Here is a 26,733-nt window from a genome sequence, read left to right as displayed (position 1 = left end):
TCCGTTCACGCAACATGTCGCGGGAGGCTTATTGGCTTCGCACTAGATGGAGTTTTGCCCTGCCGCACAAGCGACGTTTCGATGGCGGATTCCTTAAAGCTGGGGACGGCGCGGAGTCGAATCAGAATCGGGAAGGAGTCAAATGGATTCCCGGCCCTCGACCCCCTCCCCAACAAACCCGCGAAAACAACCCCATGCACAGTAGGCATGTCATTGAAATCACAATTGTTTTGATTCACCAAAAGACAAGCAGCGCGGCGGCAGCCGGGCCAGCGCGCTTTACTGCGTCTTCGCGACCTTGGGCGGCTGGGCGCTGGTGATGAAGGAGGTTGCTTCCAGCATGGCGGGCCCGAGCGGCGTCGGCACTTTCAGCCAGAACGGAACCAGGATGCGCGTGCCCGCGATCGGCGCGAACGCGACCTCGATGTTGCGCTGGGCGGCGAGATATTTGATCACGGGGCGATCGGGGATGTAGCCGGCGACCGGCACGAAAAACAGCGAGCAGACCACGACCGGGCCGTGATAGCCCTTCTCCGCCTTCACATTTTCCATGCGCTTGAAATCGAGCTTGAGTTCGTAGCGCATGCGGCCGTCGAACACCGCGGCCGAGCCGTGGCACGCCTCCGCCGACAGCGGATCGCCGGTGCCCGAGACGCGCACGAGCGAGGCCGTCATCGGGTCCCAGACGCCGCGGCGATGCGCCTCGGTGACGACGATGCGGTCGGGATCGACCGGCGGCTCCGGCACGATGCCGAACTCCTTCACATTGCCCTTGTCGAGCGTGATGCGGATCTCTTCGGTCTTCTTGGAGGTGGTGGTGGAGGCCTGGTAGCCGGTCGCGACCAGCGCGCCGTTGACGACGCGGCCCTGCGAGGCGCCGGTGCCGGACCCGCCCGCGAAGGATTTCAACAGCCCCGAGGTGCCGCCGGAGGCCGCGGCCGCGAACACGTCGTCCTGGATGTCGATATTCCAGGCGCCCTTGCCAACGGGAATGCCCGACAGCGTCGCCTCATATTGCGCCTCGAGCTTGCCTTGCGCCGCCGCGGGCTCCGCCGCCCACGCCAAAGCCAGCCCGCCAAAGGCCGCCATGACCCCGCGGCCGGCAGAGCGCGGATTCCTTGCGCGCCGCTCCGCTGAGCGCAGGTCGGGCGCAAGATGAGGCGTTGTGAGCACGAAACAATCCAATCGGGGCGCGAACGGGTGTTACTTAAGCCAAAAACCGCGGCAAGCCAAAAACCAGGCCAAGCAATGCGTCCGGGCCTGTCCGCTGCCGGAACTGGCCTGAACTCTTCGGGTGCGAATACGCCCTTTATGTGATGGTAAGGCGTTTTAAACATTGCCGTTTTGGTGATCGGGAGGTAGCCGCCGGCTCCGAAACCTCTCCCGCTTGCGGGAGAGGTCGCGCGAAGCGCGGGTGAGGGTTTTCTCCTTTGGGGGACACTATACCTGTGATAACGACTGTACCTCCGCGGAGGCACCCCACCCCAAGCGGGAGAGGGGGCGCACCTCCGCTCTCGCAGCAAAACCCGCCCCAAAACCTTGACGTCCCGCCGCTTCCCCCCTATACGTCCGCCCGCTCCCTGCAAGGACAGAGAATTTGCCCGTGGCGCCCCGAATGGCGGCCGCACATCGTTGGGAAAGATTGAGGATTTTACCATGTCTCGCCGCTGCGAACTGACGGCCAAAGGCCCCCAGGTCGGCCACACGGTCAGCCACTCCAACATCAAGACCAAGCGCCGCTTCCTGCCGAACCTGGTCAACGTGACCTTCATCAGCGAAGCGCTGGGCCGCAACGTGCGCCTGCGTGTCTCCACCAGCGCGATCAAGAGCGTCGACCACAATGGCGGCCTCGATCCCTTCCTGCTCAAGGCCAAGGCCGCCGTGCTGTCGCCGCGCGCCCTCGATCTGAAGCGCGCCATCCAGAAGAAGGTCGGCCCGACGCCCGCGCCGGCGAAGAAGGCGAGCTAAGAATTTTCGAATTGGGCGAGGGCTTGCGTCGCGAGGCGTAGGCTTTAGCCGGAGAGAGTGTTGCGAGACGGCCGGATCGGAAGATCCGGCCGTTTTTGTTTTTGGACAGCTACACTTCAGCTGCCAGCACTACCCCCAAGAAATGGCTGTTGCGGTATCCACAACATCGACGAGTATCTCATAGGCTTGCCCTCCGTCGCCTCACTCGCTGCTGTATAGTTCTAAACTCACAGCTGAGTAGAGATTCGAAGTGCGAAGCCAGACTTCCAGAAAGAAATCGAAGATCACATCGACTACGAACGAAGAGCCGATAAAGTTCTATCGGGCGAACGAACGTCCCTACGGAATTTTCAGCAACTTGTTTCGTTGCGAGATAGAATTCGACGGGAAGACATACCCAACCGCTGAACACGCTTATCAAGCAGGCAAGGCTCTGAAGCCGGCAGTTCGCGATTGGATTCTAGCTGCACCAACACCGGCGTTGGCGGCGATGGCTGCCCACGGCCTATACATTTGGGATGTCGTGCCCGATTGGCAGTCGATTAAGTTCGATCGAATGAGAGCAGTTCTACGGGCCAAATTCCTTCAACATCCGAACCTTGCCTCAGTTCTCCTCTCGACTGGATCTGCTCGGCTGGTCGAGGCCGGGCGTGTAAACAACGCGGTCAATCGGCTGTGGGGCGAGGTCAACGGACAGGGGCAAAATATGCTCGGCTTAATGCTGATGGAGTTAAGGGCCGAACTCTCGGCACAAGCCAGCCCCTCAAAGGTTCGAGCGAAGAAAACAAAAGCTACGGGTAGCAAGCGAGAGAATAAACCGGGTTCAGGTCAACAGCGCAAAACAAAATGAAACATCATGACGCCCTACGAGGAAGAGTTATCCAAACTGCAGACCAGTCTTAATCGATCGGCATCAGCTGAACTCACAAAGCTCAAATCCGCTATCGCGGGAGCTAGTCAGTTTAGTCTAATCGCGGTCGGCTCGGGCGGCTCGTTTACGGTCGCTTCACTTCTATGCAGCTTACACGAAGCCTATACTGGCCGAGTTTCTCGTTCGATTACCCCGCTCGAATTGATTTGCAATCCGACCTTGGCAGCAACGAGCCCTATCTTCATTATCTCTGCAGAGGGCAAAAATCCCGACATACTAGAAGCATTGAAGCGAGCCCGCGAACACAGTTCGCGAGCAGTCCACGTCATTACCAATCGACACTCCAGCCCCCTTATGGAACTCGCGGCTACGCTGAACGACGTGACGTCACACGTCTTTGAGCTAAGTGACAAGGATGGATACTTAGCAACCAACAGCTTGATACTGGACGCATCGCTAGTTGCTCGCGCTTTTTCAGAATTGGATCGACAAAAGCCTGCCTCTTTAGATCTACAAAACATTTACTACTCGGGCCAGCCTCTCGACAAATTTCTTTATACCGCCAAGGAGTTTGTTACGAGGACGGCAAATAAGCGCGGCCTCATCATCGTATTTTCGCCCAAGCTTCGCCCAATCGCGGAAGATCTGGAATCAAAATTTTCCGAATCTGCGCTCCTATTTTCGCAGCTAGCCGACTTCCGTTCCTTCGCGCATGGCAGACACCTTTGGTTGACCGAGAGAACGCGGGACTGTGCTCTGCTTGTCCTAACTGAACCGAGCACTGAAGCCCTGTGGCTCGATATGAAACCGCAAATCCCAGACGCAGTGCCCATCTTCACGATTCCAATGCCCGGTTCGACTCCCAACGATTTGATTGCGGGTCTCGTTGCGGGAATGCATTTAGTTTCGAGAATAGCAAATGAGGCGAAGAGAAACATTGCGAAGCCCAACGTTTCCCCCCTAGGCCGCCAGCTCTATTATGCCGAGCTATCATCGCTAATCCCGCCGCCGCAAGAAACTGGAATTAGAGGTGAGCAATCAAAATATGAGGTCCTTGGCGCGCATTGGCCTTCGCCCCGTAACAGCGGCAAGATTCGGAGGGCATTGGAGGAGATTGAGCAGGAATTTTCTACGAGGGACTTCCGGGCAATCGTTTTTGATTATGATGGCACGCTCTGTAGCTCCAACAAGGTTGATCTCCCTCCGGGGTCGGAAATTTTGCAACACCTGAACCGTATCACTAAGGCGGGTATGATTGTGGGTATCGCATCCGGCCGAGGCGACTCAGTTCGCGATCACCTGAGGGACACGGTTGATAAAGGGCTGTGGCCAATGTTTCGGCTGGCTCTATACAACGGCGGCTGGATTGGAGCTTTATCGGATGAGATACAGCGCGTTACAGAACTGAGCGAGTTCTTGATCCATGCCAAACGTATCGTACTCAATTTGCGCTCTCAAGGCGTCCCTATATCGCGAATTAGAGCTAATGCGCCGCATCAACTCAGCATTCGCTTCGAAAACGGCGTCAGCGCTGACAATATGTGGTTCGTTATTGCCGATGCATTGAAGCAGGCGGGATTAGAATCTGGCACAGTATTGAAGAGCAAGCACTCGGTAGACATCCTATCCCGAGGCGTAAGTAAATCTCACATAGTCGCGCACATAGTCCAAACTCATCGGATGGACCCGTACGAAGTTGTAACAATGGGCGACCTTGGAGCTTGGCCAGGCAACGACTCATCATTGCTACAGCACCGCTTCTCGCTGAGTGTGGACCTGCCATCAAGGCGCATTGATCGAGGTTGGAAACTCGCGCCGCGCTATAAGCGCGATCTAGACGCAACACTTTGGTATCTTGACCGACTCAAACTGAACAACGACCAAACGTTTCGTTTTGATTTTTTGGAGAACGATGTTGAAAGACGTTAACGCCCAAGTTCTCCTAGCGCAGATCATGCGCTGGAGCGACCCAGAAGAGGTCGGACGCAATGTCCCTGTCTTGCAACTACTCGCCGACCACAAATACAATCAGTATCAACAATTTGGTCCCGGAAAGCAGTTTGTTGAAAGCCTCGCGCTTTGGCTTCAGCAATTCGACCATGAGGATCGGGCCGAAGCACTCTCATTTGTTCGCGATCGGTTAGTGTTCATATCCGAACAAGAAATTGCGCATCTCGTTCAACTCGCCTACCCCGACGTAATTGTTCAGGAGCGCCTGAAGCTGATCGCCGAAGAGAGTGGCATTCCACCATACCGTGTTGGGCAGCTAATGAGCCTGCCACGTTTCGAGCAGTTGCGCATACAGTCACTCTACCTCGGTCTGAGTGACGGAGCGCACACCAACGATCTGCGTCGTGCCAGTAACGGAGCGATTAGCAATGAACAGATCTGGCAAGCATACGAATTGGGGGAAGCCAAAGCCGAAGATATGTTGGAGGAACTAAAGGTATCCCTAAAATCATCCTCGGTCCTTCATCCCAGCGACTACATCCCACCGCGCTTCAGTTTGATTTGGCTAGTGGATGACTTCTCCGGAAGCGGTAATACCTATATTCGCTTCGACACCAAAGACAGACGATTCAAGGGCAAAATCAAAAAAATCTACGAACGTATTTATAGCGGCGACCTGATAGATCCTGACTACTACGAAGTGTATCTGCTACTATACGTCGCGACCCGCCAAGCAATTGATCATATCGAATATTGGTCCGAACGTTTCACGTCCGAACAAGGGTTCAAGCCGCTAAAGCTTCACGTCCTTTGCCCTATTGAGAAGAGTATCGCTCTTTCGCCGTCAACGGACCCAGCTTTAATGAGCATGCTTTCGAAACCGAAGTACTATGATGACAGAGCGTCGGATCGGCACATCTCAGTCGGAGGGACAGAGAGCGCGCGGCTCGGGTTCGCTAACTGCTCCCTTCCTCTTGTCTTGTCACACAATACGCCAAACAATTCGGTCTATGCTCTCTGGGGTCCAGAAGACTACCAATTCTTTGGACTATTTCCCAGAGTAAGCCGCCATCGGCAAACCTAATGGCATATCGCGCAAACCCCTTTCTAGAGCGGATGTCCGAGCGGACGACCTCGGATCAGGAATTCGTGCATCTTTTTTCCCCCAAAGTCCTCGAGAAGCTTGAGGAGGATTGTCTAGAGGGCGCCGTCCACGTTTTCAGAAGTCCACCGGGGGGCGGGAAGACTACGATTCTAAGAGCATTCACTCCAAACGCGCTGCGAGCCTTTTGGCATGCACGTCCCACGCAAGCCGAGTCCTATCGCCAACTGATTGAGTGGGGAGTCCTAGATGAAGAAAGAGGCCCTCAACTGCTTGGTGTCTATCTCTCCTGCGCCGCAGGTTATGCAGATATTCCGCCCGGCGTCTCCTCTGTCAAAGAAGGCATGTTTCGAGCGCTGCTCGACACCCGCATTGTTTTGAGAACTCTCCGTAGCTTACCTGATCTCATCGAGGGCGTAGCCAGCGACGTCCTGCAGGACATCCGCCTCGAATATCAGCCCCCCGCGAACGAACTTAGTTCAATTCCACTCCATGATACTGCGCTTGAGATGATCGCTTGGGCGGAGCAGCGCGAGCGCGAGATCTACAGCTTGCTAGATTCGATAATTTCGTCGCCCAACATCAGAACCCCGTCCCAGGTTCGCTTTGAAGCCGTCTTGTGGCTCCAGGCAGTTAAGTTCATCCATAATGGAAGAACAATTGCGCCAAAGCGCTTATTAATGATCGACGACACACAGAAGCTCCGCAAGAGCCAACGCACACTCTTGTTGGATGAACTAGTAAACATCAGACCGTCCATTCCGATCTGGGTTGCGAGCAGGAGCATAGCATTCATCGATTCGTTTCTTTCCCAAGGCGCGCGCGAAGGTCGTGATATACGCGACTATCCCCTGGAAGAACTTTGGGGAGGACGAAGTGGCCAACAGTTCGCGATCTTCGCACAAAACATTCTTGATCGAAGATTCGCCCAGCAAACGACTGTACCCGCCGGCTCATTTGCTCAGTATCTATCGGACAACCTTAATTCGTCGGAAATTGAAGAGGCTTACGCTCAAGCCAAAGCGATTTTCGAGTCGAACATGAGTCGCTTGCGTGACAACCTCCGCTATAGGGAGTGGCTGGCAAGAGCTTCGCAACGACCAAGCTCCATCAACCCACAAGCTTTGACGGATCTTTACATTACGCGGATTTTAGTGGCACGGGACGAAGCGAATAAGCAACTTTCCTTCGAATTGGTTCCCTTATCAGAAGATGAATTAGACGAGCGCGACAGCTCGTCAGTGCAATCCGCCGCCGAAATATTCGTTCACCGAGAAGTCAAGCTTCCCTACTATTATGGCATAGACCGACTCTGCGCCATGGCAACGAACAATCCTGAGGAGCTTCTCAACTTGGCGGCTGCGCTGTATGAGGGCATGAAAGCGAAGCAAATTTTACGACGCCAAACTCAGCCTCAATTGCAACCCCGGGAGCAAGAAAAGAGGCTACGGGATGCTGCGAGCAAGAAGAGAGATTTCATTCCACAAAGCCACAGCGAGGGCACTTTAGCTCAACGGCTCCTTGACGCTGTTGGCGTCTTTTGCCGAGAGAAGACTTATTCCATCAATGCCCCTTATGCGCCGGGCGTCACGGGCGTTCGCCTCTCCAATAGCGAGATTTCCAGACTCAAACGAACTCCAGATTCTTCAGATTTCCTTTTTGGTACCCTTCGCCAAGTTTTGTTTGAATGCGTGGCCGAAAATCTTCTCGTACCGCGGGAGAGCAGCGCGAGCACATCTCGTGAAGGGGGCACAGTCTTCTACCTAAACAGAACGCTCTGTGCGCACTACGACCTGCCGCTCCAGTATGGAGGTTGGCAGGACACATCAGCTCAGGCCTTAGTTGAATGGATGGAGTTTGGCCTGCAGCCTTCACGTGGTCTCGGCTTAGAGGTCGCCTAAATGATCTGGAAGAACTATGTGTTTAGGCGAGGACCTGAAGTGGAAGATCTTTGGGATCAGGTCCTCGCGGACCGAAAGAAGAGCAGCAAGAAGTTCAACCTACTCTATATTACGGGCGCCGGCTTTGATGCCAGGGCAGCTATTGTGATGTCCAAGTATGTCGCAAGGATTCGCGAGTCCGGATGTGAAGTTCAGAATGCTCAACTTATTCTAATTGGCTTTTCGAGCTATCAGATGTCCGAGGAATTGAAGGCCCAAACTAGAAAAAACAAGTCCGAGTTGGAAGAATGCTTCTCAGAAATCGGGAGCTGCCATTCGATAACTTTCGGTCGGTCCTCCGTGGGAGAAGATGAAGTCAGCGCGACGATTGGCTTGAGACAAGTAGCTGACGACGTTCTCAGGTTCGTGGACAGCCAAACAGATATTGTCCTTGATGTAAGCTCGCTACCTCGTATCGCATATCTCACCGTTCTACTCAGCCTCCTTGCAAAATTATTGCCTACCTGCAAGGACGGATCCGAGCTAGCCGCGAACGGCACCTCGCTTCAAGTGCTCGTGGGCGAAGACGCCGCGCTCGACAGCCTTATAAGTTCTGAAGATCCAAGCAACGACCTTGTCTTGATCCCTGGGTATTCCGAAGCGTTGCAATCGGAAGCTTTGCGAGATCTACCGCTGGTGTGGTTACCCATTCTTGGTGAGAATCGCCTAGCTCAGGTTCGCAAGATCGAAGAACTCATCCCGTCTGACGCGGAAATATGTCCGATATTGCCTTATCCATCGAAGAATCCAAGAAGAGGCGATATGCTATTGGTCGAGTATGACAGCATATTGTTTGCACGACGCGAAACGCCCTTGTCTAACATCATGTATGCTAACGAGGCCCATCCTTTTCAAATGTATAGGCAACTGCTTGGAGCTATGGAACGGTACAGAAACACGCTAAAGATAGTCGGAGGCTGTCGCTTAGTTGTCACGCCCTTGGCGAGCAAGTTGATGACCATCGGAAGCGCGCTGGCGTGCTTTGAGATGAAGATGATCTCTGCAGATCGAGTATCCAGCGTGGCTATCCCTTATGCGGAGCCAAGACGGTACGTTGCCAGCATCGACTCCTTGCTAGCGTCGCGCCCGGAGATTTCAGCCCTGTTGCTTACGGGCGACGCATATGGCTAGCTCACTAAGGTCATGACATTGATAGCCGGGTGTACTCACACCGGTGAAATTGTCGAGAAGTGACATACCTCCAGCACAAGACTGAAGTCCAAGGCTTACTATCTGACGTGATGTATCGCCGATGAGATCGGCAAGAACCTCTGAAGTTCGTCGGTCTTTCGCTGCTTACCCAAAACGGGCAGAACGTCGCCTTGGCGGATGGCGTTCGTCAGCGTCGATCTCCCCCTACCCCCGAAAATCAATGCTCCGCAGCACGATCCCCGGCGGGGTGCCCTCGAACTCCGTTGCCTGATATTTGCGTCCGGTGCAGGCTTCGATGCGCTCGCGCAGGCGCGTGAACTGCTCTTCGCGCTCGCTCGGCCGGGCGCGCGGGCCGCGCTCGAGGTCATCCATGGCGGAGGTCGAGATCGCGCAGGCGACCTCCTTGGGGCCGTCCTGCATCGAGAACTGGACGATGCCGCGGTCCTGGTCGTGGGCGATGAAGCGGCTGCTGGTGAGGGTCATGGGGGACTCCTTTTGTGTCGGCGGGTCGTGCCGGCCTTGTGCGCGATTGCGCACGGGGGACGCCGGTCAGCGTTATCGAAGCACGCTGTGGCACAAGCATGCACAACAAGTCGCTTCGGTGGTTATGGGTGCTGGCCCCGTGCGCAATTGGGCACTCGGCCAGGACGACGCCTGAGTTGGTTGGCTTCAGTTGTCGCCGTTCAGTCTGGCGAAATCGTCGAACAGCGCGGTTACCAGCGCGCGGTGGCGGGTGTCCTCGGCGGGCAGGCCCGCGGCATAGAGGTTGAGCAGATGGCGGGCCTTCACGGCGGCCTCCGGCCAGGACGTGGCGGGCACCGACATCATGCGGTTTTCGAGCTCGGCCTCGCGCTCGCGCAGCTCCCTGACCTGGGCCTCGACGTCGGCCAGCGCGCGGCGCAGATCGGTTGCCTTCTGGGCGGCCATGCCGCGGTGGCTGTCGAGATCGACGGGGATTTCAGTCATTGGCACTCGCATCGATACGTTGGGCATCCGCCAGGTCGACCGAGCCGATCGACAGCATCTCCACCGCACCGCGCACGCCTTCGGCGGGCACCGTGATCATGGTGGCGACGCGGCGATAGGACGCGAACGACAGGCCCTCGATCATCTCCTCGTCGGTGACGACCTCATAGGCGCCGGCCGGCAATTCGCGCTCGATGCCGCGGATGTGGAATGGATGTTTGAAGGTGATGGTTTCTCGCCGCGAGCGGATGGTCATGCGCCTGCCTTTCGCAAAGAAGGAGCCCCAACCGACGCCAGCTGCCGCAAAGCATGCGCCCGTTACGCGGCAATAGCCAGCATTATGTCAGCGCGGGCCGGCACTTAAGGCCGCGTCGCGGCGCGCGTGCGCGGCGTTTTTGTCCTCGCAATCGGCCTGGCGCGGGCGTACGCTGGATCGCGTCAGCGCAGCTCACGCAATTGCCGCGAGGTCGATGTTGCGCTGCATCTTGCGCGCCTCGCGTGCGCAGCGGCGGACTTCGATGGCTCGGGCAGAGGCACGTCGTCGCCGCGCCCGCGACACTCGCAGCGCCAATCTCGCACCGGACGACGTCGAGACCAGAGAGACGAACTCGAAACCCAGGAGGAGACGGACATCATGGCCAAGGGACAGCAACGCAGCAATCGCGAGACCAAGAAGCCGAAGAAGGACAAGATCAAGCCGAGCGCCGCGGCCCCCAGCCGCAAGGATGCGGCCTGGCAGCCGGAGATCGGCCAGGGGAAGAAGAAGTAGCGGGCGGAGAGAGGCCGGGCGCCTCGTCCTTCGAGACGACCGCTTCGCGGTCTCCTCAGGATGAGGCGTAGCGGCATCTGTGTGCGCTGAAATGCTGCCGCACACTCATCCCTCATCCTGAGGGCCCGCCGCAGGGGGGCGTCTCGAAGGATGGCCGCAGTCGAGCTTTCGGCCATATGTTTCTTCATATGCGATAGCTCTGCCCCCAGGCGAGAGAAGCACCACCGTCGTCTCCTCTCCCCCACCCTTTTCCGCTATACTCGCCCGGGTAGCATCACCCGGAGGGACGTATCGTGGATCACGAACCCAAATCCGAGCCGAAAAATCTCGTCATCTGCTGTGACGGCACCGGCAACGAGATCTCGGAGAACATCTCCAACGTCCTGAAGCTGTATCGCTGCCTGCGCAAGACCGGCAAGACGTCGCCGCGGCAGATGGTGTTCTACGATCCCGGGGTCGGCACCGTGACGGAGCCGTCGACGTGGCAGCGCTGGAAAGCCAACGTCAATCTGGTGCTGGGGCTCGCCACCGGCTACGGGCTCGATGACAACACGCTGGCGGCCTATTGCTTCCTGGTCCAGCACTACGCGCCCAGCGACAAGATCTATCTGTTCGGTTTTTCGCGCGGTGCTTACACGGTTCGGGTGCTGGCGGGGCTGATCCACAAGATCGGCCTGATCTCGCCGGAGCAGGCCAACCTCGCAGGCAGTGGCCTCGTCGCCTACAAGCAATATTCCGGCACCGGGCGCGGCAACGACATCGAGGACCTCAAGAATATCGACGTCGATGATCAGGGACCGCTGCCGAAAGACGAATTCGACCTCGCCGCGCAGTTCGCGCGCATCACCTCGACGCGCTGGCCGACCATCCATTTCATCGGCGTCTGGGACACGGTGGCGAGCGTGATCGTGCCGCGGCGCGACGTCTTCTTCCTCGTGTTCAGCCTGGAGGAGCTCGCCTTCACGCTGCGCAATCCGAGCGTCAACATCTTTCGCCAGGCGATCGCGATCGACGAGCAGCGCTGCATGTTCCGCCTCAAGCAGTATGACGAGCCGCAGGACTATTGGCGCAACCGCTACGTGCCCGACGAGAAGAAGGAGCCGCAGGACATTTTGCAGGTGTGGTTCGCCGGCGTGCACAGTGATGTCGGCGGCGGCTATCCGGAGGCCGAGAGCGGCGAGTCCAAATATTCGCTGATCTGGATGATCGAGGAAGCGACGAAGGCGGGGCTGAACTTCAACCCGCGCACCGTGAACCAGCTGGCCTGGGGCGTCCAACGCAAGAACTCACCGTTCCAATACGTGGAGCCCGCTTACACCGGCAAGACGGGCATCCTGCACAATTCCATGACGGCGCTCTGGCGCGTGCTGGAGTATGTGCCGAAGCCGGCCAAGTACAAGGAATGGCCGGAGCGGAAGGTGTTTCTGGGATTCTACATCCCCGATTGCGAACCGCGCCTCATTCCCGACGGCGCGCATGTGCACGAAAGCGTCCTGAAGCGGATGGCGGTCGAGCCGGGATACCGGCCGGTGAATTTGCCGAAGGATTATGTGACCGTGCCGATGCCGGTGCCGCCGCATGTGGGGGCGCCGGAGGTGGAGCTGGTGGTGTGAGGGGGGCGCGGACCGCCGCCGCACCACGCTACCGCCGCTTTCTCCATTCGCCGACACTTTTCATTAAAATTCTCAAGGCCGCCTTAGCCGGATCGAATCAACTCCTCTGCATCATCGACAAGACCACCGCGCGATCCCGCGGAATTGGAGGAGAGTGCCAATGCATCCGCGCCGACATGCCCGGGTCAAACCCGCCGGCCTGGTGTCCCGCCAGGCCAAGATCATCACCGACCCGCGCGCGCCGGTGATCCCCTGCACGCTGATCGACTATTCGCCCGGCGGCGCCTGCGTCGATCTCGGCGGCCAGGTGAAGATCCCCGACAGATTCGAGCTGCTGCACGTCAACACGAAAAAGCGCTGCCGCGTGGCGTGGAAGCGCGGCACGAAAGTCGGCGTGGTGTTTTAGACAGCACCCTCCTACTTCCGCATTCTCGCCTTCGCGCCCGCGACGATCTGCATCGCGACGCCTGCGATCCAGCCGAACAGAGCGAACCAGCTCCACGCGATATGCGGCTCGAGGCGGAGCACGATGATGGCGACGGAGGCGAGCGCGGTGAGCGTGGCGCAGAGCGTGCCGGCGGAGCTCATCAGTTCCGCGGCGTCGATTTCGCTGTGCGCCTCGTCGAACGGCAGCTGCGGCGTGTCGATGCCGAGATAGAAGCCGACGAAGCCCAGCGCCATCATCAGCAGCAGGAAGCCCTCGGTGGTGAGCGCGGGAATGGCCGATCCGACATAAGCGCCGACGAACAGCCCGCACGCCGCGCCTGCCATCGCAAGCCCCACGCGCTCGATGACGTGGGCAGCTTTCCGGATACGAAACCGCATGGCCGGCCTCCGTGAGGCGTTGGACGCGCGCAAGGTTAGGCCAGATTTGCGGAAGGTGGAAGGTGAGAGGCGTGACGGATGCGTGAGAGGCAGGTGGTGAGGGGCTCCCCTCACCGCGCCCCGAACGTGGTCTTGCCGAACAGCGCCTTCTGAGTCGAGGGCTGCGAGCGCCAATATTGCGGCGGCGCTTCGACCTCGCCGCCGAGCTCGGCTGCGGCGTGCCAGCCCCAGCGCGGGTCGTACAGCATGCCGCGGGCGAGCGCGACCATGTCGGCCTTGCCGGATGCGACGATCTCTTCGGCCTGCCTGGCGTCCGTGATCAGGCCGACGGCGATGGTCGGAAGTCCCGTCTCGCGCTTGATGCTATCTGCGAACTGCACCTGGTAGCCGGGCCCGAGCGTGATCTTCTGCAGCGGCGAGACGCCGCCGGAGGAGGCATCGATCCAGTCGACGCCGCGCGCCTTCAACGCCTTGGCGAATTCAATGGTCTGCGCTAGGTCCCAGCCGCCCTCGACCCAGTCGGTCGACGACACCCGCATGCCGACCGGCTTGTCGTGCGGGAACACCGCGCGGACCGCGTCGTAGACCTCCAGCGGGAAGCGCATGCGGTTCTCGAGCGAGCCGCCATATTCGTCGGTGCGCCTGTTGGAGATCGGCGACAGGAATTGATGCAGGAGATAGCCGTGTGCGCCGTGCAGCTCGATCGCGTCGATGCCGAGCCGATCGGCGCGTTTGGCGCTGTCGACGAAGGCGTCGCGGATGCGCCTGAGGCCGGCGGCATCGAGCGCCAGCGGCGCGGCCTCGCCCTCCTTGTGCGGCAGCGCGGATGGCGCCACGGTCTGCCAGCCGCCCTCGCTCTGCGGAATCAGCTGGCCGCCGTCCCAGGGCCGCGCGCTCGACGCTTTCCGGCCCGCATGGGCGAGCTGCATCGCGACCGCGGTGGAGGAATGCTTCCGCACCGAATTGAGGATCTGCTTCAGCGCGGCCTCGGCGGCATCGCTGTAGAGCCCGAGGCAGCCCGGGGTGATGCGGCCGATCGCCTCGACATGGGTCGCCTCGATGCAGAACATCGCCGCGCCCGACAGGCTGAGATTGTTGATGTGGGTGAAGTGCCAGTCAGTGGCGACGCCGTCGTCGGCCGAATATTGGCACATCGGCGACACCACGATGCGGTTCTTCAACGTCAGGCCGCGCAGCTTGATCGGGGAAAACAGGACGCTCATGCGGGGGAGTTCCGGAAGGATGGAGGGCGATGCAGGGAGTGTAGTGAGGCAAACGCGGATTGCCAGCCGCGCGGGGGGAATGGCGGCCCGTAGCGTCATGCATTGCGGACGCGCGCCGGGCCGCCTTACTCCGCCAGCGTGAATTGCAGCAGCAGCGTGCGCTGGAGCATCGAAAAATTGTCGTCTGACACCAGCGTCAGCACGGTCTCGCCCTCGGGCGTGAAATGGGCGTCGATGCCTTCCATGTTGTCGATCTCCTGGCCGAGATCCGCTTTGAACAGCACGGGGCCGTCGACCACCGCGCCGGGCGCGATCGACTTCAGGGGGATGGCGCGGACGCGGATGTCGACGCCGGTGAACCAGGAGAATTTGCGTTCGAGGATCAGCAGATCGCCCGAGGGCAGCAGCACGGCGTCGCTGATGAGCTGCTGGTCGGTGCGGCGAATGCTGAACTGGCCCGGCGTGGGGCCGCCGATCAAGAATCCGATCAGATTGCCGTCGGCATCGAAGCCGCCCTCCGACAGCGCGATCAAGGTGCCCGACAGCGGCTGCCCTTTGGGGACAAACACCAGCGCCTCGAGCCCCTTGTTATAGGGCAGTTTCCGCACCGCCGGCGGCGTCTGCAGCACCTCGCCGCGGGCGCGGGTCCCGCCCTTCGACAAATCGAACCGCATGATCTGGTTGACGCGCTCGAGCCCGACATAAACGAGGTCGCCGTCACGCGCGAGCGACTCGGTATCGTACCACAGCCGCTTCTCCGTGATCGGCCGCCCCGCTGCATTGAGCACCGGCGCAGCCTCGACGTCGTCGAGACCCGCCAGCTTGTTGCCGGAATAGCGGATGACCCCGGTGAACCAGGTGCCCTGGTCGGAGATGGCGAGAAAGCGCTCGCCCTTGGTATCGAGGAAGCGGAAGCCGGACAGGCCGCCGAAGCCGCGGTGCGGCGAGGTCAGCACCAGGCCGCTGCGATATTCCAGCGAACCAAAGCGCGTGCGCGCGCGGTCGCGCGGCTCGAAATTGGGAATCGGCCGCGCGTTGACCTCGATGCTGACGGGCGCAGCGACGACGTGCTCGATCTGCGACGTGAGCGGCGGCTCGGCCACGGGCTGCGCCTGCGCCAGGCGAGAAAGCGCGAGAGTGGAAAATCCCGCCGCCGCGTGGGCGATGAAGCTGCGGCGGGATGAGGATGTGCTCACGAATGCAGTTTGCGGCGCGGGCGATTGGCCGGTTGCGTGGGCGCGGTGTTGGTCTCGCTGAAGAGCTCGGCAAGCTTTTCGGTGATGGCGCCGCCGAGCTCTTCGGCGTCCACGATCGTCACCGCGCGGCGATAATAGCGCGTGACGTCATGGCCGATGCCGATCGCGATCAGCTCGACCGGCGAGCGGGTCTCGATCTCCTCGATGATGTGGCGCAGGTGTCGCTCGAGGTAGTTGCCGGGATTGACCGACAGCGTGGAATCGTCGACCGGCGCGCCGTCCGAAATCATCATCAGGATCTTGCGCTGCTCGGGCCGGCCGAGCAGGCGCTTGTGCGCCCAGTCCAGCGCCTCGCCGTCGATGTTCTCCTTTAACAGCCCCTCGCGCATCATCAGGCCGAGGTTTTTTCGGGCACGACGCCACGGGGCATCCGCCGATTTGTAGATGATGTGCCTGAGATCGTTGAGGCGGCCGGGATTGGCCGGTTTGCCGGCGGCAAGCCACGCCTCGCGCGATTGCCCGCCCTTCCAGGCGCGCGTGGTGAAGCCGAGAATCTCGACCTTGACGCCGCAACGCTCCAGCGTGCGGGCGAGGATGTCGGCGCAGGTCGCCGCCACCGTGATCGGGCGTCCCCGCATCGAGCCGGAATTGTCGAGCAGCAGCGTCACCACGGTGTCGCGGAAGGTCGCCTCCTTCTCGTGCATGAAGGACAGCGGGTGATAGGGATCGGTCACCACGCGGGACAGGCGCGCGGGGTCCAGGATGCCCTCTTCGAGATCGAACTCCCAGGCGCGGTTCTGCTGCGCCATCAGCCGGCGCTGCAGCCGGTTGGCGAGACGGGCGACGATGCCCTGCAGATGCGCGAGCTGCTTGTCGAGATAGGCGCGCAGCCGCTCCAGCTCGTCATGGTCGCAGAGGTCTTCGGCGGCGATGATCTCGTCGAACTTCGGGGCGAAGGCGTGATATTCCGGCCCACGCGGCTCGTTCTTGCCGTGCGAATTCGGCCGCGTCGCCTCTCCCGGCGTCTCGTCGTCGCCGAGCTCGCCGTCGTCGAAGGTGTCGGAGGTCGAGGCCTGCGCGCTTTCCATCGCGCTCTCGCTCATCTCCTCGCTCGACGCCTGCGCCTGATCGGCGCTCATCTCCTGGGCGGCGTCGGAATCGGGCGAGCCCTCGGAGCCGGACTGATCGTTGTCGCCGTCCTGGTTTTCGTCGTTTTCGTCATCGTCTTCGCTGTCGGCGCTGCGCTCGTCGCCGATATCGAGCGCGGTCAACAGATCATGCACGGCATCGCCGAACCTGGTCTGGTCCTCGACGAGGGTATCGAGCCGGTCGAGCCGCCTGCCGATCTTGTCTTCGAGAATGGGACGCCAGAGATCGACCATTTTCTTCGCGGCGGTCGGCGGCGCCATGCCCGTGAGGCGCTCGCGCACCAGCATCGCCAGCGCGTCCGCGAGCGGAGCGTCGGCGCGGTCGGTGATCTCGTCGAACTTGCCGCGATGGAAATGGTCGTCGAGCATCGCGGTGAGATTTTTCGCAACGCCCGCCATGCGGCGCGCGCCGATCGCCTCGACACGGGCCTGCTCCACCGCCTCGAACACGCCGCGCGCCTGCGGATTGCCGGGCATCAGCTTGCGATGCAGCTTCGGATCGTGACAGGCGAGCTTGAGCGCGATCGAGTCGGCGTGGCCGCGCACGATCGCGGCATCGCGCTTGGTCATTTTTCGCGCGGGCTCGGGCAGCCGCGCCTTGCCCGGCGCGAGCCCGGGGCGCTCGGCGGCGAAGCTGACGTCGAGCTCGGGCGCCTTGGCGATCGCCTTAAGACACGACGCTACCGAGCGCTTGAACGGCTCGGTCGGGGCTTCCTTGGTGTTGCGGAATTTGGAGTTGGAGGTGGTGCTCATCTCGATCTCACCGTCGTCCCGGCGAAGGCCGGGATCCATAGCCACCGACGGTTGTTGCGTCAGGGAAAACTATCAGCTTCGCTTCACCGAGAGACCTCGCGGTATGGGTCCCGGCGTTCGCCGGGACGACATATCGCGAGAGAGATCAGCTGAGCGCCACGTTTACCGAGGATTCCGCCAGCTCCGCGTTGAAGCAGCGCTGGTAGAACTCGGCGACGAGCGGACGTTCGAGCTCGTCGCACTTGTTGAGGAAGGTGACCCGGAACGCAAATCCGATGTCGCTGAAAATGTCGGCGTTCTCGGCCCAGGTGATCACCGTGCGCGGGCTCATCACGGTCGACAGATCGCCATTGGCGAAGGCGTTGCGGGTGAGATCGGCGAGGCGAACCATCTTGTTGACGATGTCGCGGCCCTCCGTGGTGCGATAGTGCTTGGCCTTGGCCAGCACGATTTCAACTTCCTCGTCATGGCTGAGGTAGTTCAGCGTGGTGACGATCGACCAGCGGTCCATCTGGCCCTGGTTGATCTGCTGGGTGCCGTGATAGAGGCCCGAGGTGTCGCCGAGGCCGACGGTGTTGGCGGTCGAGAACATCCGGAACGCCGGATGCGGCTTGATCACCTTGTTCTGGTCGAGCAGGGTCAGGCGTCCCGAGACCTCCAGCACGCGCTGGATCACGAACATCACGTCCGGCCGGCCGGCGTCGTATTCGTCGAACACCAGCGCGACGTTATGCTGGAGCGCCCAGGGCAGGATGCCGTCGCGGAATTCGGTGACCTGCTTGCCGTCGCGGACCACGATCGAGTCCTTGCCGACGAGGTCGATACGGCTGATGTGGCTGTCGAGGTTGACGCGGACGCAGGGCCAGTTCAGCCGCGCAGCGACCTGCTCGATATGGGTGGATTTGCCGGTGCCGTGATAGCCTGTGACCATCACGCGGCGGTTGTGGGCGAAGCCGGCGAGAATGGCGAGCGTGGTTGCGCGATCGAAGCGGTAGTCGGAATCGACTTCGGGCACGTGAGGATCGACTTCGGAATAGGCCGGGACTTCGAGATCGCTGTCGATCCCGAACACCTGGCGCACCGACACCTTCATATCGGGCAAACCGGAAACTTCCTCAACTTTGGACATCGCGGCGGTCGTCATCAATCCTCCGAGGTCCCGGGCGATCCCGAGACCAGTTATTGCACGTTGGCTGCGGCTGGGTGCGGCTGCGAACCTATCAGAGACAACGTGCGGGCAGAAGCCCGCGCCCCAATCAAAGTTCCGCTGTCTTTTCATTTAGATAGGCAAGGAACGCGATTTTTGGAAGGCTGCCCTGCGAATCACGCTCAAATTTTGATCCGAGGCAGGGTCCTGCCCATACGGGTGGCACTTTTGCCGCCGCTGGTTACTTGTGTAGGGTTCGAACCCCAAAAGTCCGATCCCACCACAGAGACGACGTGACGTCCTTTCTCGATCCCCTCATTTCATTCGTCTCGGCCCATGCGTGGCTGGCCTATCTGACCCTGTTCCTGGCGGCCCTGCTGGAGGCAGTTCCGGTGGTGGGCTCGGTGATCCCCGGCTCGACCATCATCCTGGCGCTGAGCGCCCTGGTCCCGGGCGGCGAGCTCAAGCTGCAATGGGTGTTGCTGGCGGCGGCGCTCGGCGCCGTGCTCGGCGATGGTTCGGCTTACTGGATCGGGCACCGGCAGCAACGGGAGATCCTCAACACCTGGCCGCTGACCAATTATCCCCGCGTCGTCGAGCAGAGCGAGAACTTCTTCCATCGCTTCGGCAGCTGGGCGGTGTTCTTCGCCCGCTTCGTGCCGCCGATCCGGGCGTTCGTCCCGGTCACCGCCGGCGCGCTCGGCATGTCTCCGGCCCGCTTCTACGCCATCAACATCCCGGCGATCCTGGTCTGGGCGCCCGCGCACGTGCTGCCGGGTGTTCTGGCGGTCTCGGCGCTGCATGAATATGCCGGTCTCCCGCACCATGAGCATATCGGCAAACACATCTGGATCCTCGGCGTGGTCGGCATAGCGATCGTTCTGGCGCTGGCGATCTGGACCATCCGTCGCCGCCACGGCAGCGGTGTCGCGGCGGCGAAGACGCGGGCTTGATGCGATGCCGAGCCTAAGCACCGCAGCCTCGACTTTGCCCTTCTCAAGCACGGCCGCCGGATAGCCTGCGTTGCACGCAGCACAAGAAGCAGGCGCATGGAGCTCCCTGCTGCCCAAATTGCGGCCCTCTGCGCTTCCACGATGCGCAAACTTTTGTCAGCGGCACAGCTTGTCGATTAATTGCTTCACGGCGCGTTGCCTTCGGATGACCCTCGCCCAATCAGAGGCTGGCCCTTGCGGCCGCCGACACGACGGGGATGGTTGCATGCGCTCGAAAACAGCTCTTCGCACGGTCTTATTTGCGATCTCGGCATGTGCGGGCGTCTTGAACCCCGGCTCTCCGGCTGCAGCCGAAGACGTGCTGAAGGCGCGGCTTGCGCAGAATCTGGCGCCGATTTCGGCCCTCGCAATCGTCGCCAAGACGAACGGCCTCTTCGCCAAGCAGGGACTCGATATTTCCGTCTCGAATTTCACGAGCGGAAAGCAGTGCCTCGACACGGTGGTGGGCGGAGGCGCGGATATCGCAACGACCGCCGAAGCTCCGGTCACGGCGGCCGCGATGGCCCGGCAGTCAATCGCCTTCGTCGCCGGCATGGAATATTCGGATCTGAAGACAATGACGGCCGCGTCCGCCGCAATCAGAACGAAAGCCGATTTGCGCGGTAAACGCATCGGCTTCACGGCCGGGACAGGCAGCGAGGTCTACACATCGGTTCTGCTGAAAGCGGCGGGACTGACCGCCAAGGACGTTACGCTCGTCAATCTTCGCCCACAGGAGATGCTTCCCGCGCTGGCGGCGGGGAGCATTGATGCCTTCGACACCTGGGAGCCGCACGTGGCAAATGCAAAGAAGGCTCTTGGCGAGGGTGCCGTCCTGCTCGACACCAAGGGGGTCTACTCGGAGACCTTCAACATCGTTGTGACGCGGTCCTATCTGGAGGCAAACCCCGCGGTCGTCAGCAAATTCCTGGCTGCCCTCATTGAGGCTGAAGGCTGGGTCAAGGCTCATCCGAACGAAGCGATCGACATTGTTGCCGCAGCAACCGGCATGAAGCGCGACGAATTGGCGGCGATCTGGTCGGATTACATCTATCATGTGCGGCTCGACGACAAGCTGCTCGAGACGCTGAAAACGCACGCTGCCTGGCGGCTGGAGACCGGCAATCATCCGCCCGGAGCGGAGATGCCCGATTTCTCGAAGGTCATTGCGACGGCATCGCTGAAGGCGCTCGATCCCGCGCGCGTGACGCTGTCGGCCAATCCATGAGCATTGGCGGGCGCAACCGTGCGAACGCGGCCGGACGCCTGAGCGTGCTTGTCGGCGTGCTCTCCGTCCCAACCTTCGTCGGCGTCTGGGAATTGATTGCGAGATCGCGGATCGTCAACGCCGTGCTCTTTCCGCCACCTTCGACGGTGGCTGTCGCCGTCCTTGACTGGATCCATAGCGGTCAGTTTTTCGAGGACCTTTCCGCAAGCCTCTTCCGCGTCACTGCGGGGTTTTTGATCGGCACCGCGGGTGGGATCATGCTCGGTGTCCTGACAGGCCAGTTCCGGCTGGTTTCAAGCCTGCTGTCCCCGCTGTTCCATATTCTCCGCCCGATCCCTCCCATCGCCTTTGTGCCGATCGTGATCCTCTGGTTTGGCCTGTCGGAGGCCGGCAAGCTGTTTCTGGTCGTCTGGGGTGTGTTCTTCACCGTGTGGCTCGCGACTCATATCGGCGTGCAGAAGGTCGATCGCGGGCTCATTCGCGCCGCGCAGATGCTCGGCACGCCACGTCGGCAGATGCTGTCGGAGATCGTCCTGCTGGGCGCGCTTCCCTACATCGTGGTCGGCCTGCGCACCGCCGTAAGCATCTCCTTTTACACGCTGGTTGCCGCTGAGCTGGCCGGCGCGTTTGCCGGCATCGTCTACCGGATCGAGATTGCGCAACAGAATATGCAGACCGGACAGGTCATGGGAGGGCTCGCCGCGCTCGGATTGCTCTCATTCATCGCCGATCGTTCCTTCGCAGCAATTGCCGAACGTGCCGTATGGTGGCGATGATGCACAACCCGCTTCGTCCGCCCCCACCGCTTCGGCTGGTGGATGCAGCGCCCGCACCTTCATCGGCAACCCCACAAGCGATCATCCGTGTCGAGGATTTAAGCATCGTCTTCGATGTGCGGCGCGGGCAGGTTATTGCGGTGGACCGGGTGTCGTTGGCGGTCATGTCGGGCGAATTCGTCTCGCTCGTTGGTCCCTCGGGCTGCGGCAAGTCTACGCTTTTGAATGCGATGGCGGGCCTCGAGAGGCCGTTCGAAGGCCAGGTCATGGTGGCTGGCGAGCCGATGCTGGCACCGCGACCGGATATCGGGATGGTCTTCCAGCAGCCGCATCTGTTTCCGTGGAAATCGGTGCGCCGTAATATCGCTCACGGGCCGCGCGCGCTCGGCAAGTCGAAAGCGGAGGCGCTGCGGACCGCCGACGATCTGATCGAAATGATCGGACTGACAAAATTCGCGAACGCCTATCCGCATACGCTTTCAGGCGGGATGCAGCAGCGGGTGGCGATTGCTCGCGCCCTCGCAAACCAGCCGCGTGTCCTGCTCATGGACGAGCCGTTCGGTGCCTTGGACGCGCAGACCCGGGCGGTGATGCAGGACAACCTTCTCGAGCTTCGCGACCGGATCAACGCCACCATCGTTTTCGTCACCCACGATATCGACGAAGCCATTCTCCTGTCGGATCGCGTGCTGATCATGAGCGCCGGGCCGGGCCGAATCCTGCGGGATCTTTCCGTGGGCCTGCCGCGCCCGCGCTCCAGCGCCATCCTGACCGACCCCGCCTATCTCGCCCTCAAGCGGGACTGCCTTGATCTGATCCGGACCGAAGGCCGCAAGGCCTTCGAGCAGATGGAAACGGTGACATAGGGCATGTACCCATCAAGCGGCTGACCGCCTGATGGCCGGTTTACCGCCAGTAGCGGCGGAATAACGGATGGTCTCCGAGGTCGCAGATAGGCCAGAAGCAGAAGCTCATCCGCCGTGAAGGGTCCGTTTACCGCACCCCGATGCCGTTCGATCAACCAATCAATGACAGTCGCAACTGGCGATGTACATTGGTACTCTTGGCGAATGGCGGGGTCGATAATACTCAAGGTTTTTCGAGTTGTGAGCCTGCTCTGCTTATGCATCGTGGGAGTTGCGGTCGTTGTGGTCCCCTTGGAGCTTGCCGCTTACCCTATACTAAAATCCATGGGTTGCGGCTGGTCCGAGGGACAGCAACGCTTCGCTTGCGTAGGTGGCTGGGTCGGTGACTTCATGTCGAACGTTCTCAACCTGCCGATACTGTTCTCTAACGCGCGAGAGTTTACGTTCGGCGCCTCAGCATCGTTCGCGCGCGGAATAACCGTCTACTTGTTCGACGCAATCTTCATTCTCGCGCTGGCATATCCTCTACTGATACTCTTTGCACGAAAACGCGGAGGACGAAGCAACTAACGTCCGCAATGGGTCACAAGCCGCCGATGACGCCCGAGGTGGAAGACTTCCGCTTTGCGTTGGTGAGCCGACGTTTATGAGTACACGTCCTAGCCGAGGGCGTGCTGGCACGGCTCTTGAATGGATCTGCTCCAGCTGCGAGGGAGCGGGCAGATGTCAGCGGCAACTCACAGGGCTACGGCCGGGATCATGCTGGCCGAGTCGGATACTCTGGTCAGGTCGCTGCCGGGTTTACTCGATCCGTTGAGTGAGCCTGACCGGCGTCGCGTGCTTGCAATCGGTCGTCACGAGATTCTCGACACCGGCAACCATATCTGGCGTCAGGGAGACACGCAGAGCGGCATCTATCTGATCGAATCCGGCCGGATCCGCAGCTATTATGCGGCCCCCTCCGGGCGTGAGGTGACGCTCGCCTACTGGTTTGGCGGCAATTTCGTCGGCGGGCCGGACCTTTTCGGCGCCGGAGCGCATATGTGGTCTTCGGTTGCAGTTGAGCGTTGCCGGCTGCTGTTTCTGCCTGGCCTCGCTCTACGCGAACTTGCGCTTCAGTCGGGGACCATCGCGGTAGCACTTCTGGACGCGCTGGCCTTCAAGGCGAGATGCTACTCGGCCATGGCGCAAATGCTCGGCACGCGGTCGGTGACCGAGCGGTTGCAGCGCCTGCTGATCTTTCTCTCCAAGATCTACGGATCGCAGCAGGGCCGCGAGATCGTGATCGGCATTCCGTTCACCCATGGCGATCTCGCCAACCTGATCGGAGCGACACGACAATGGGTCACGGTGCAGCTTTCGCGCATGCAGGCGAGAGGCATCATCCGCTACGACAGGGGCCTGATCGTCATTCTGAATTTGCGCGCGCTCGATCTCGAACTCGTCTAGAGCTTCGGTTCTGATTGAATCAGGACCGAAGCTCTACACTTTCAGACCGAAGAGAGCGCCGCCATCGTCCGGCTGCCATCGCGAGGCAAAGTCCAGGAGGGCGTGGTCCTGCCATGCGGGTGCCAGCAGGGTGACCCCCATGGGCATGCCGGCCGGGAGCGTTGCATTGGGAAGCGCCACCGCGCACAGGTCCAGAAGATTGGCGAAGTAGGAATAGTGACCAAGACGGCTATTGAGAGTGATGGGATCCTCCAGCATCTCGGCAATCGTGAAGGGACGCGGCGCGGTTGGCACCACGAGGACGTCCATCTGTTTGAAGAGTAACTGGACCTGCCGCCGCAGCTGCAGGAGACGGTGTTGCGCGGCGAACGCATCTGCCGCCGTAAACTGCGCTGCAGAATGCAGGACCTTGCGCGTCACTTCCAGCAAATTGCCCCGATCGATATCGAAGACCTTGCTGATCGCCGCATGGCGTTCAGCGATCCAGGGCCCTGAAAACAGCATCTCGCCGGCCTCGGCGAAAGGCGTGAAGTCAATCTCGAGGGCCCGGCCTCCCAACCCCACAAGCCTTTCGCAAGCCTGTTCGTAGAGCGCGTCGCATTCGGGCATGCCGAATGAATTCAGCTGACCACCGGAAATGCGTCCGAAGCGGAATTCCCGGGGGAAAGCAGATGGCGGGCCGAGCGCCTTGCGGCTGTAGGGATCTTCTTCATCAAAGCCCTCAACGAGCTCCAGCAACAGTTTGCCCTGGGCTGCGGAATTGCAAAAGATCGACGGACAATCGATGGTCGGGCAGTTCGGGACGAGCCCTCGCGATGAGACAAACCCGACCGTCGGCTTGATTCCGACGATGCCGTTGAAACCTGCCGGTATCCGGCCCGAGCCGCCGGTGTCGGTTCCGAGTGAAAAAGCAACATGGCCGGCGGCCACGGCGACAGCCGAGCCGGAGCTCGACCCTCCCGAGACATAGCGATCGTCAGCGGCACTCGGGCAGGCGCCGTAAGGTGACCGGGCGCCGGAGAGCCCGGTGGCGAACTGATCCAGGTTTGTCTTGCCGAGACAGATTGCGCCCGCTGCGACGAGGCGCTCGACGCACCGGGCCGATCGTTCCGCAACATAGGCGAATGACGGACAAGCCGCCGTGGTTGGCATGCCCTCCACGTCAATGTTGTCCTTCACGCCGAAAGGCACACCCAGGAGCGGCAGGAATTCGCCTTGCGCGGCGCGCCGCGCGAGAGCCTCAGCGTCCGCCAGCGCTTCTCCGATCGGCCTCACATGGATCCAGCAATTGCGGTGTTGGTCACGTTCGATGCGCTCGTACGCCGTTGCGATGGTCGCCGTGAGTTCTGCGGGCGTGCGAAGGTCTCGGCTTCGGCTGGGTAGGACGGCTTGCGACACGAATGGCTCCCGGGGCGATAGGACATGCTGCAAGTCTGCCCGGGGGTGGACAGCACGGAAAGCAATTAAGCGCTTCTCCTGTCGCCGTGAACCGCGCTAATCCATGGGGCCGGGTCAGGTCTTCGGCTCCATCGTCGTCCTCCGCCCCGGCGCCGGCCCGACATAACGCGCCCGCGGGCGGATCAGCTTGCCGTGCTGTAGCTGCTCGCTGGCATGTGCGATCCAGCCGACGCTGCGCGCCATCGCGAACAGCGCGAGCTCGCTGCCGCCGGGCAGGCGCAGCGCGTGCACCAGAACGGCGAGCGCATAATCGATGTTGACGAGCTCGCCGGTCGCCTCCGCGATCCGCTCCGGCACTTCACGAGTGAATTTTCGTGGCGCGCCGGCGCGGGACAGAGCATTCAGGAGCGACTGCGCGCGCCGATCGCCCCGCTTGTAGACGCCGTGACCGAAGCCGGCAAAGCGTTCGCCGAGTGCAACGCGTTCGCGGACCATTGGCTCGACGTCACGATCCACCAGTGCCTTGACGAGCTGCGAGGCGAGCACGCCGGCGCCGCCGTGCTTCGGCCCCTTCAGCGCGGCGAGGCCGGCGATGACGGAGTCATAAAGATTGAGGCCGGTCGAGGCCGCGCAGCGCGCGGTGAAGGTGGAGGCGTTCAATTCATGCTCGGCGAGCAGAACCAGCGCGCGGCGGATGAGATCGGCCGCGTGCTTGTGGTCGGGGGCCCAGGCTGTTGCGATCTGCTGGTGCAACGGCTCGGCCGACGGCTCCGTATTGAGCATGGTCGCGACCAGAAGCCGGACAATGCGCGCACCGACCATCGCACGTCCATCATGCGCGCGGGTGAAAGCGCGGGGATCGGCGCTCGATGCGAGCGCCAGCACAGCAATGGCGCGATCAATCGGCGCGGCGCGGCGCGCGGCCTGCGCGATCAAGCGCATCTCATCGGATACCGCGGGAAGATTGTCCGGCGCGAACGGATCGACGCCAGAGACGTCCCACAGCAGCGTCGCCGTGTGCTCCAGCGTGTCGTTCTCGGCGAGATCGACGCAATTGACGCCGCGATAGATCGCGCCGTCCTCCGTGATGGTCGAGATCTCCGTATCCATCACCGGCAAATCGGCATCGAAGCTGCGCAGGCCGCGCGGCTCCGGCGACGGCACCCGGCGCTCCTTCAGCGCCCGGACGTCCTCGGCCCGATAGCGGTTCTTGCGCGAGTCCGGCGTCGGCTCGGAGCGGACCAGGCCGCGGCTGACATAGGCGTAGAGGGTGGCCGGCGAGATCGCGAGCTCGGCGGCGGCCTCCCGGGCCGAGAGATAGAGCTCCTCAGAATTTTTCATATTGATTTATGTAATCAAGATTGATCAATCTGTCGAGAGGCCCGACCTTTCGCTGGGTAG

General features: G+C 61.0%; 25 protein-coding genes. 14 read left to right on the top strand and 11 right to left on the bottom strand.

The genetic code is table 11. The features are described from left to right. Positions 1 to 279 precede the first annotated feature (279 nt). Positions 280 to 1,089: a DUF3108 domain-containing protein gene (locus tag IVA88_RS01825; RefSeq protein WP_247495706.1), complete on the bottom strand. Its 810-nt coding sequence runs from the start codon at positions 1,087 to 1,089 to the stop codon at positions 280 to 282. A gap of 567 nt (positions 1,090 to 1,656) precedes the next feature. Here IVA88_RS01825 and rpmB point away from each other — a divergent pair. From rpmB to IVA88_RS01795, 6 genes are all read left to right on the top strand, one after another. Further along, a complete protein-coding gene (gene rpmB, locus IVA88_RS01820) occupies positions 1,657 to 1,968 on the top strand; it encodes a 50S ribosomal protein L28 (protein ID WP_247495598.1) in 312 nt (103 codons plus the stop codon). Positions 1,969 to 2,218: 250 nt separating this feature from the next. Next, entirely contained in the window at positions 2,219 to 2,818 is a 600-nt protein-coding gene (locus tag IVA88_RS01815) for an NADAR family protein (RefSeq protein WP_247495597.1), read from the top strand. A 6-nt stretch (positions 2,819 to 2,824) separates the two neighbouring features. Next, on the top strand, positions 2,825 to 4,768 hold the full coding sequence (locus IVA88_RS01810) for an HAD-IIB family hydrolase (protein WP_247495596.1): 1,944 nt from the start codon (positions 2,825 to 2,827) through the stop codon (positions 4,766 to 4,768). Next, positions 4,752 to 5,873 carry a hypothetical protein gene (locus tag IVA88_RS01805; protein ID WP_247495595.1) on the top strand — a complete coding sequence of 374 codons (1,122 nt, stop codon included), beginning with the start codon at positions 4,752 to 4,754 and terminating at the stop codon, positions 5,871 to 5,873. Before IVA88_RS01810 ends, IVA88_RS01805 begins: the two co-directional genes overlap by 17 nt. Before the next feature lie 32 nt (positions 5,874 to 5,905). Continuing rightward, positions 5,906 to 7,792 (top strand): hypothetical protein, encoded by a 1,887-nt coding sequence (locus tag IVA88_RS01800; protein WP_247495594.1) that lies wholly within the window; start codon positions 5,906 to 5,908, stop codon positions 7,790 to 7,792. Continuing rightward, positions 7,793 to 8,962, top strand: a complete 1,170-nt coding sequence (locus IVA88_RS01795; protein WP_247495593.1) for a hypothetical protein — start codon at positions 7,793 to 7,795, stop codon at positions 8,960 to 8,962. A gap of 225 nt (positions 8,963 to 9,187) precedes the next feature. On the opposite strand, the gene IVA88_RS01790 is transcribed toward IVA88_RS01795, so the two are convergent. The 3 genes from IVA88_RS01790 to IVA88_RS01780 all read right to left on the bottom strand — a co-directional run bounded on the left by IVA88_RS01790 (position 9,188) and on the right by IVA88_RS01780 (position 10,205). Further along, positions 9,188 to 9,466: a DUF1488 family protein gene (locus tag IVA88_RS01790; RefSeq protein ID WP_247495592.1), complete on the bottom strand. Its 279-nt coding sequence runs from the start codon at positions 9,464 to 9,466 to the stop codon at positions 9,188 to 9,190. A 186-nt stretch (positions 9,467 to 9,652) separates the two neighbouring features. Next, complete coding sequence (locus tag IVA88_RS01785; protein WP_247495591.1) at positions 9,653 to 9,949, bottom strand: hypothetical protein; 297 nt, start codon at positions 9,947 to 9,949, stop codon at positions 9,653 to 9,655. Further along, positions 9,942 to 10,205, bottom strand: coding sequence for a hypothetical protein (locus IVA88_RS01780; RefSeq protein ID WP_247495590.1), 264 nt, complete (start codon positions 10,203 to 10,205; stop codon positions 9,942 to 9,944). Before IVA88_RS01780 ends, IVA88_RS01785 begins: the two co-directional genes overlap by 8 nt. A gap of 378 nt (positions 10,206 to 10,583) precedes the next feature. Here IVA88_RS01780 and IVA88_RS32380 point away from each other — a divergent pair, with 378 nt between their 5' ends. The 3 genes from IVA88_RS32380 (at position 10,584) to IVA88_RS01770 (ending at position 12,737) form a co-directional block, all read left to right on the top strand. Then, positions 10,584 to 10,718 (top strand): hypothetical protein, encoded by a 135-nt coding sequence (locus IVA88_RS32380; RefSeq protein WP_256466741.1) that lies wholly within the window; start codon positions 10,584 to 10,586, stop codon positions 10,716 to 10,718. A 293-nt stretch (positions 10,719 to 11,011) separates the two neighbouring features. Beyond that, the gene (locus IVA88_RS01775; protein ID WP_247495589.1) at positions 11,012 to 12,331 is read left to right on the top strand and encodes a DUF2235 domain-containing protein; all 1,320 of its coding nucleotides are present in this window, start codon (positions 11,012 to 11,014) and stop codon (positions 12,329 to 12,331) included. Between the two features lie 160 nt (positions 12,332 to 12,491). Then, on the top strand, positions 12,492 to 12,737 hold the full coding sequence (locus IVA88_RS01770; protein ID WP_007599245.1) for a PilZ domain-containing protein: 246 nt from the start codon (positions 12,492 to 12,494) through the stop codon (positions 12,735 to 12,737). Positions 12,738 to 12,748: 11 nt separating this feature from the next. Here IVA88_RS01770 and IVA88_RS01765 read toward each other — a convergent pair whose 3' ends face one another. The 5 genes from IVA88_RS01765 to cobS form a co-directional block, all read right to left on the bottom strand. Next, positions 12,749 to 13,156, bottom strand: a complete 408-nt coding sequence (locus IVA88_RS01765) for a hypothetical protein (RefSeq protein WP_247495588.1) — start codon at positions 13,154 to 13,156, stop codon at positions 12,749 to 12,751. 110 nt (positions 13,157 to 13,266) lie between these two features. Further along, positions 13,267 to 14,379, bottom strand: coding sequence for an NADH:flavin oxidoreductase/NADH oxidase (locus IVA88_RS01760; protein WP_247495587.1), 1,113 nt, complete (start codon positions 14,377 to 14,379; stop codon positions 13,267 to 13,269). A gap of 125 nt (positions 14,380 to 14,504) precedes the next feature. Further along, the gene (locus IVA88_RS01755; protein WP_247495586.1) at positions 14,505 to 15,575 is read right to left on the bottom strand and encodes an esterase-like activity of phytase family protein; all 1,071 of its coding nucleotides are present in this window, start codon (positions 15,573 to 15,575) and stop codon (positions 14,505 to 14,507) included. Next, a complete protein-coding gene (gene cobT / locus IVA88_RS01750) occupies positions 15,572 to 17,476 on the bottom strand; it encodes a cobaltochelatase subunit CobT (RefSeq protein WP_247495585.1) in 1,905 nt (634 codons plus the stop codon). Before cobT ends, IVA88_RS01755 begins: the two co-directional genes overlap by 4 nt. Positions 17,477 to 17,621: 145 nt before the next feature. Then, the gene (gene cobS / locus IVA88_RS01745) at positions 17,622 to 18,620 is read right to left on the bottom strand and encodes a cobaltochelatase subunit CobS (RefSeq protein WP_247495584.1); all 999 of its coding nucleotides are present in this window, start codon (positions 18,618 to 18,620) and stop codon (positions 17,622 to 17,624) included. 296 nt (positions 18,621 to 18,916) lie between these two features. Between cobS and IVA88_RS01740 the strand changes: the two genes are divergently transcribed. The 5 genes from IVA88_RS01740 to IVA88_RS01720 all read left to right on the top strand — a co-directional run bounded on the left by IVA88_RS01740 (position 18,917) and on the right by IVA88_RS01720 (position 23,934). After that, a complete protein-coding gene (locus IVA88_RS01740; RefSeq protein WP_247495583.1) occupies positions 18,917 to 19,576 on the top strand; it encodes a DedA family protein in 660 nt (219 codons plus the stop codon). Between the two features lie 265 nt (positions 19,577 to 19,841). Continuing rightward, entirely contained in the window at positions 19,842 to 20,843 is a 1,002-nt protein-coding gene (locus IVA88_RS01735; RefSeq protein WP_247495582.1) for an NrtA/SsuA/CpmA family ABC transporter substrate-binding protein, read from the top strand. After that, positions 20,840 to 21,619: an ABC transporter permease gene (locus tag IVA88_RS01730; protein WP_247495581.1), complete on the top strand. Its 780-nt coding sequence runs from the start codon at positions 20,840 to 20,842 to the stop codon at positions 21,617 to 21,619. The genes IVA88_RS01735 and IVA88_RS01730 overlap by 4 nt, the downstream gene beginning before the upstream one ends. After that, complete coding sequence (locus IVA88_RS01725) at positions 21,607 to 22,485, top strand: ABC transporter ATP-binding protein (RefSeq protein WP_247495580.1); 879 nt, start codon at positions 21,607 to 21,609, stop codon at positions 22,483 to 22,485. Before IVA88_RS01730 ends, IVA88_RS01725 begins: the two co-directional genes overlap by 13 nt. A 723-nt stretch (positions 22,486 to 23,208) precedes the next feature. Then, positions 23,209 to 23,934, top strand: a complete 726-nt coding sequence (locus IVA88_RS01720; RefSeq protein ID WP_247495579.1) for a Crp/Fnr family transcriptional regulator — start codon at positions 23,209 to 23,211, stop codon at positions 23,932 to 23,934. 33 nt (positions 23,935 to 23,967) lie between these two features. Here IVA88_RS01720 and atzF read toward each other — a convergent pair whose 3' ends face one another. Both atzF and IVA88_RS01710 read right to left on the bottom strand, forming a co-directional pair. Beyond that, on the bottom strand, positions 23,968 to 25,332 hold the full coding sequence (gene atzF, locus IVA88_RS01715) for an allophanate hydrolase (RefSeq protein WP_247495578.1): 1,365 nt from the start codon (positions 25,330 to 25,332) through the stop codon (positions 23,968 to 23,970). A gap of 114 nt (positions 25,333 to 25,446) precedes the next feature. Beyond that, a complete protein-coding gene (locus IVA88_RS01710) occupies positions 25,447 to 26,673 on the bottom strand; it encodes a citrate synthase family protein (protein ID WP_247495577.1) in 1,227 nt (408 codons plus the stop codon). Positions 26,674 to 26,733: the final 60 nt, after the last annotated feature.

It is taken from the genome of Bradyrhizobium sp. 149 (assembly GCF_023073915.1).
In the GTDB taxonomy this organism is placed as follows: Bacteria; Pseudomonadota; Alphaproteobacteria; order Rhizobiales; family Xanthobacteraceae; genus Bradyrhizobium.
Note: the sequence above shows the minus strand (reverse complement) of the source record. Positions and strands in the feature narration are given on the sequence as shown.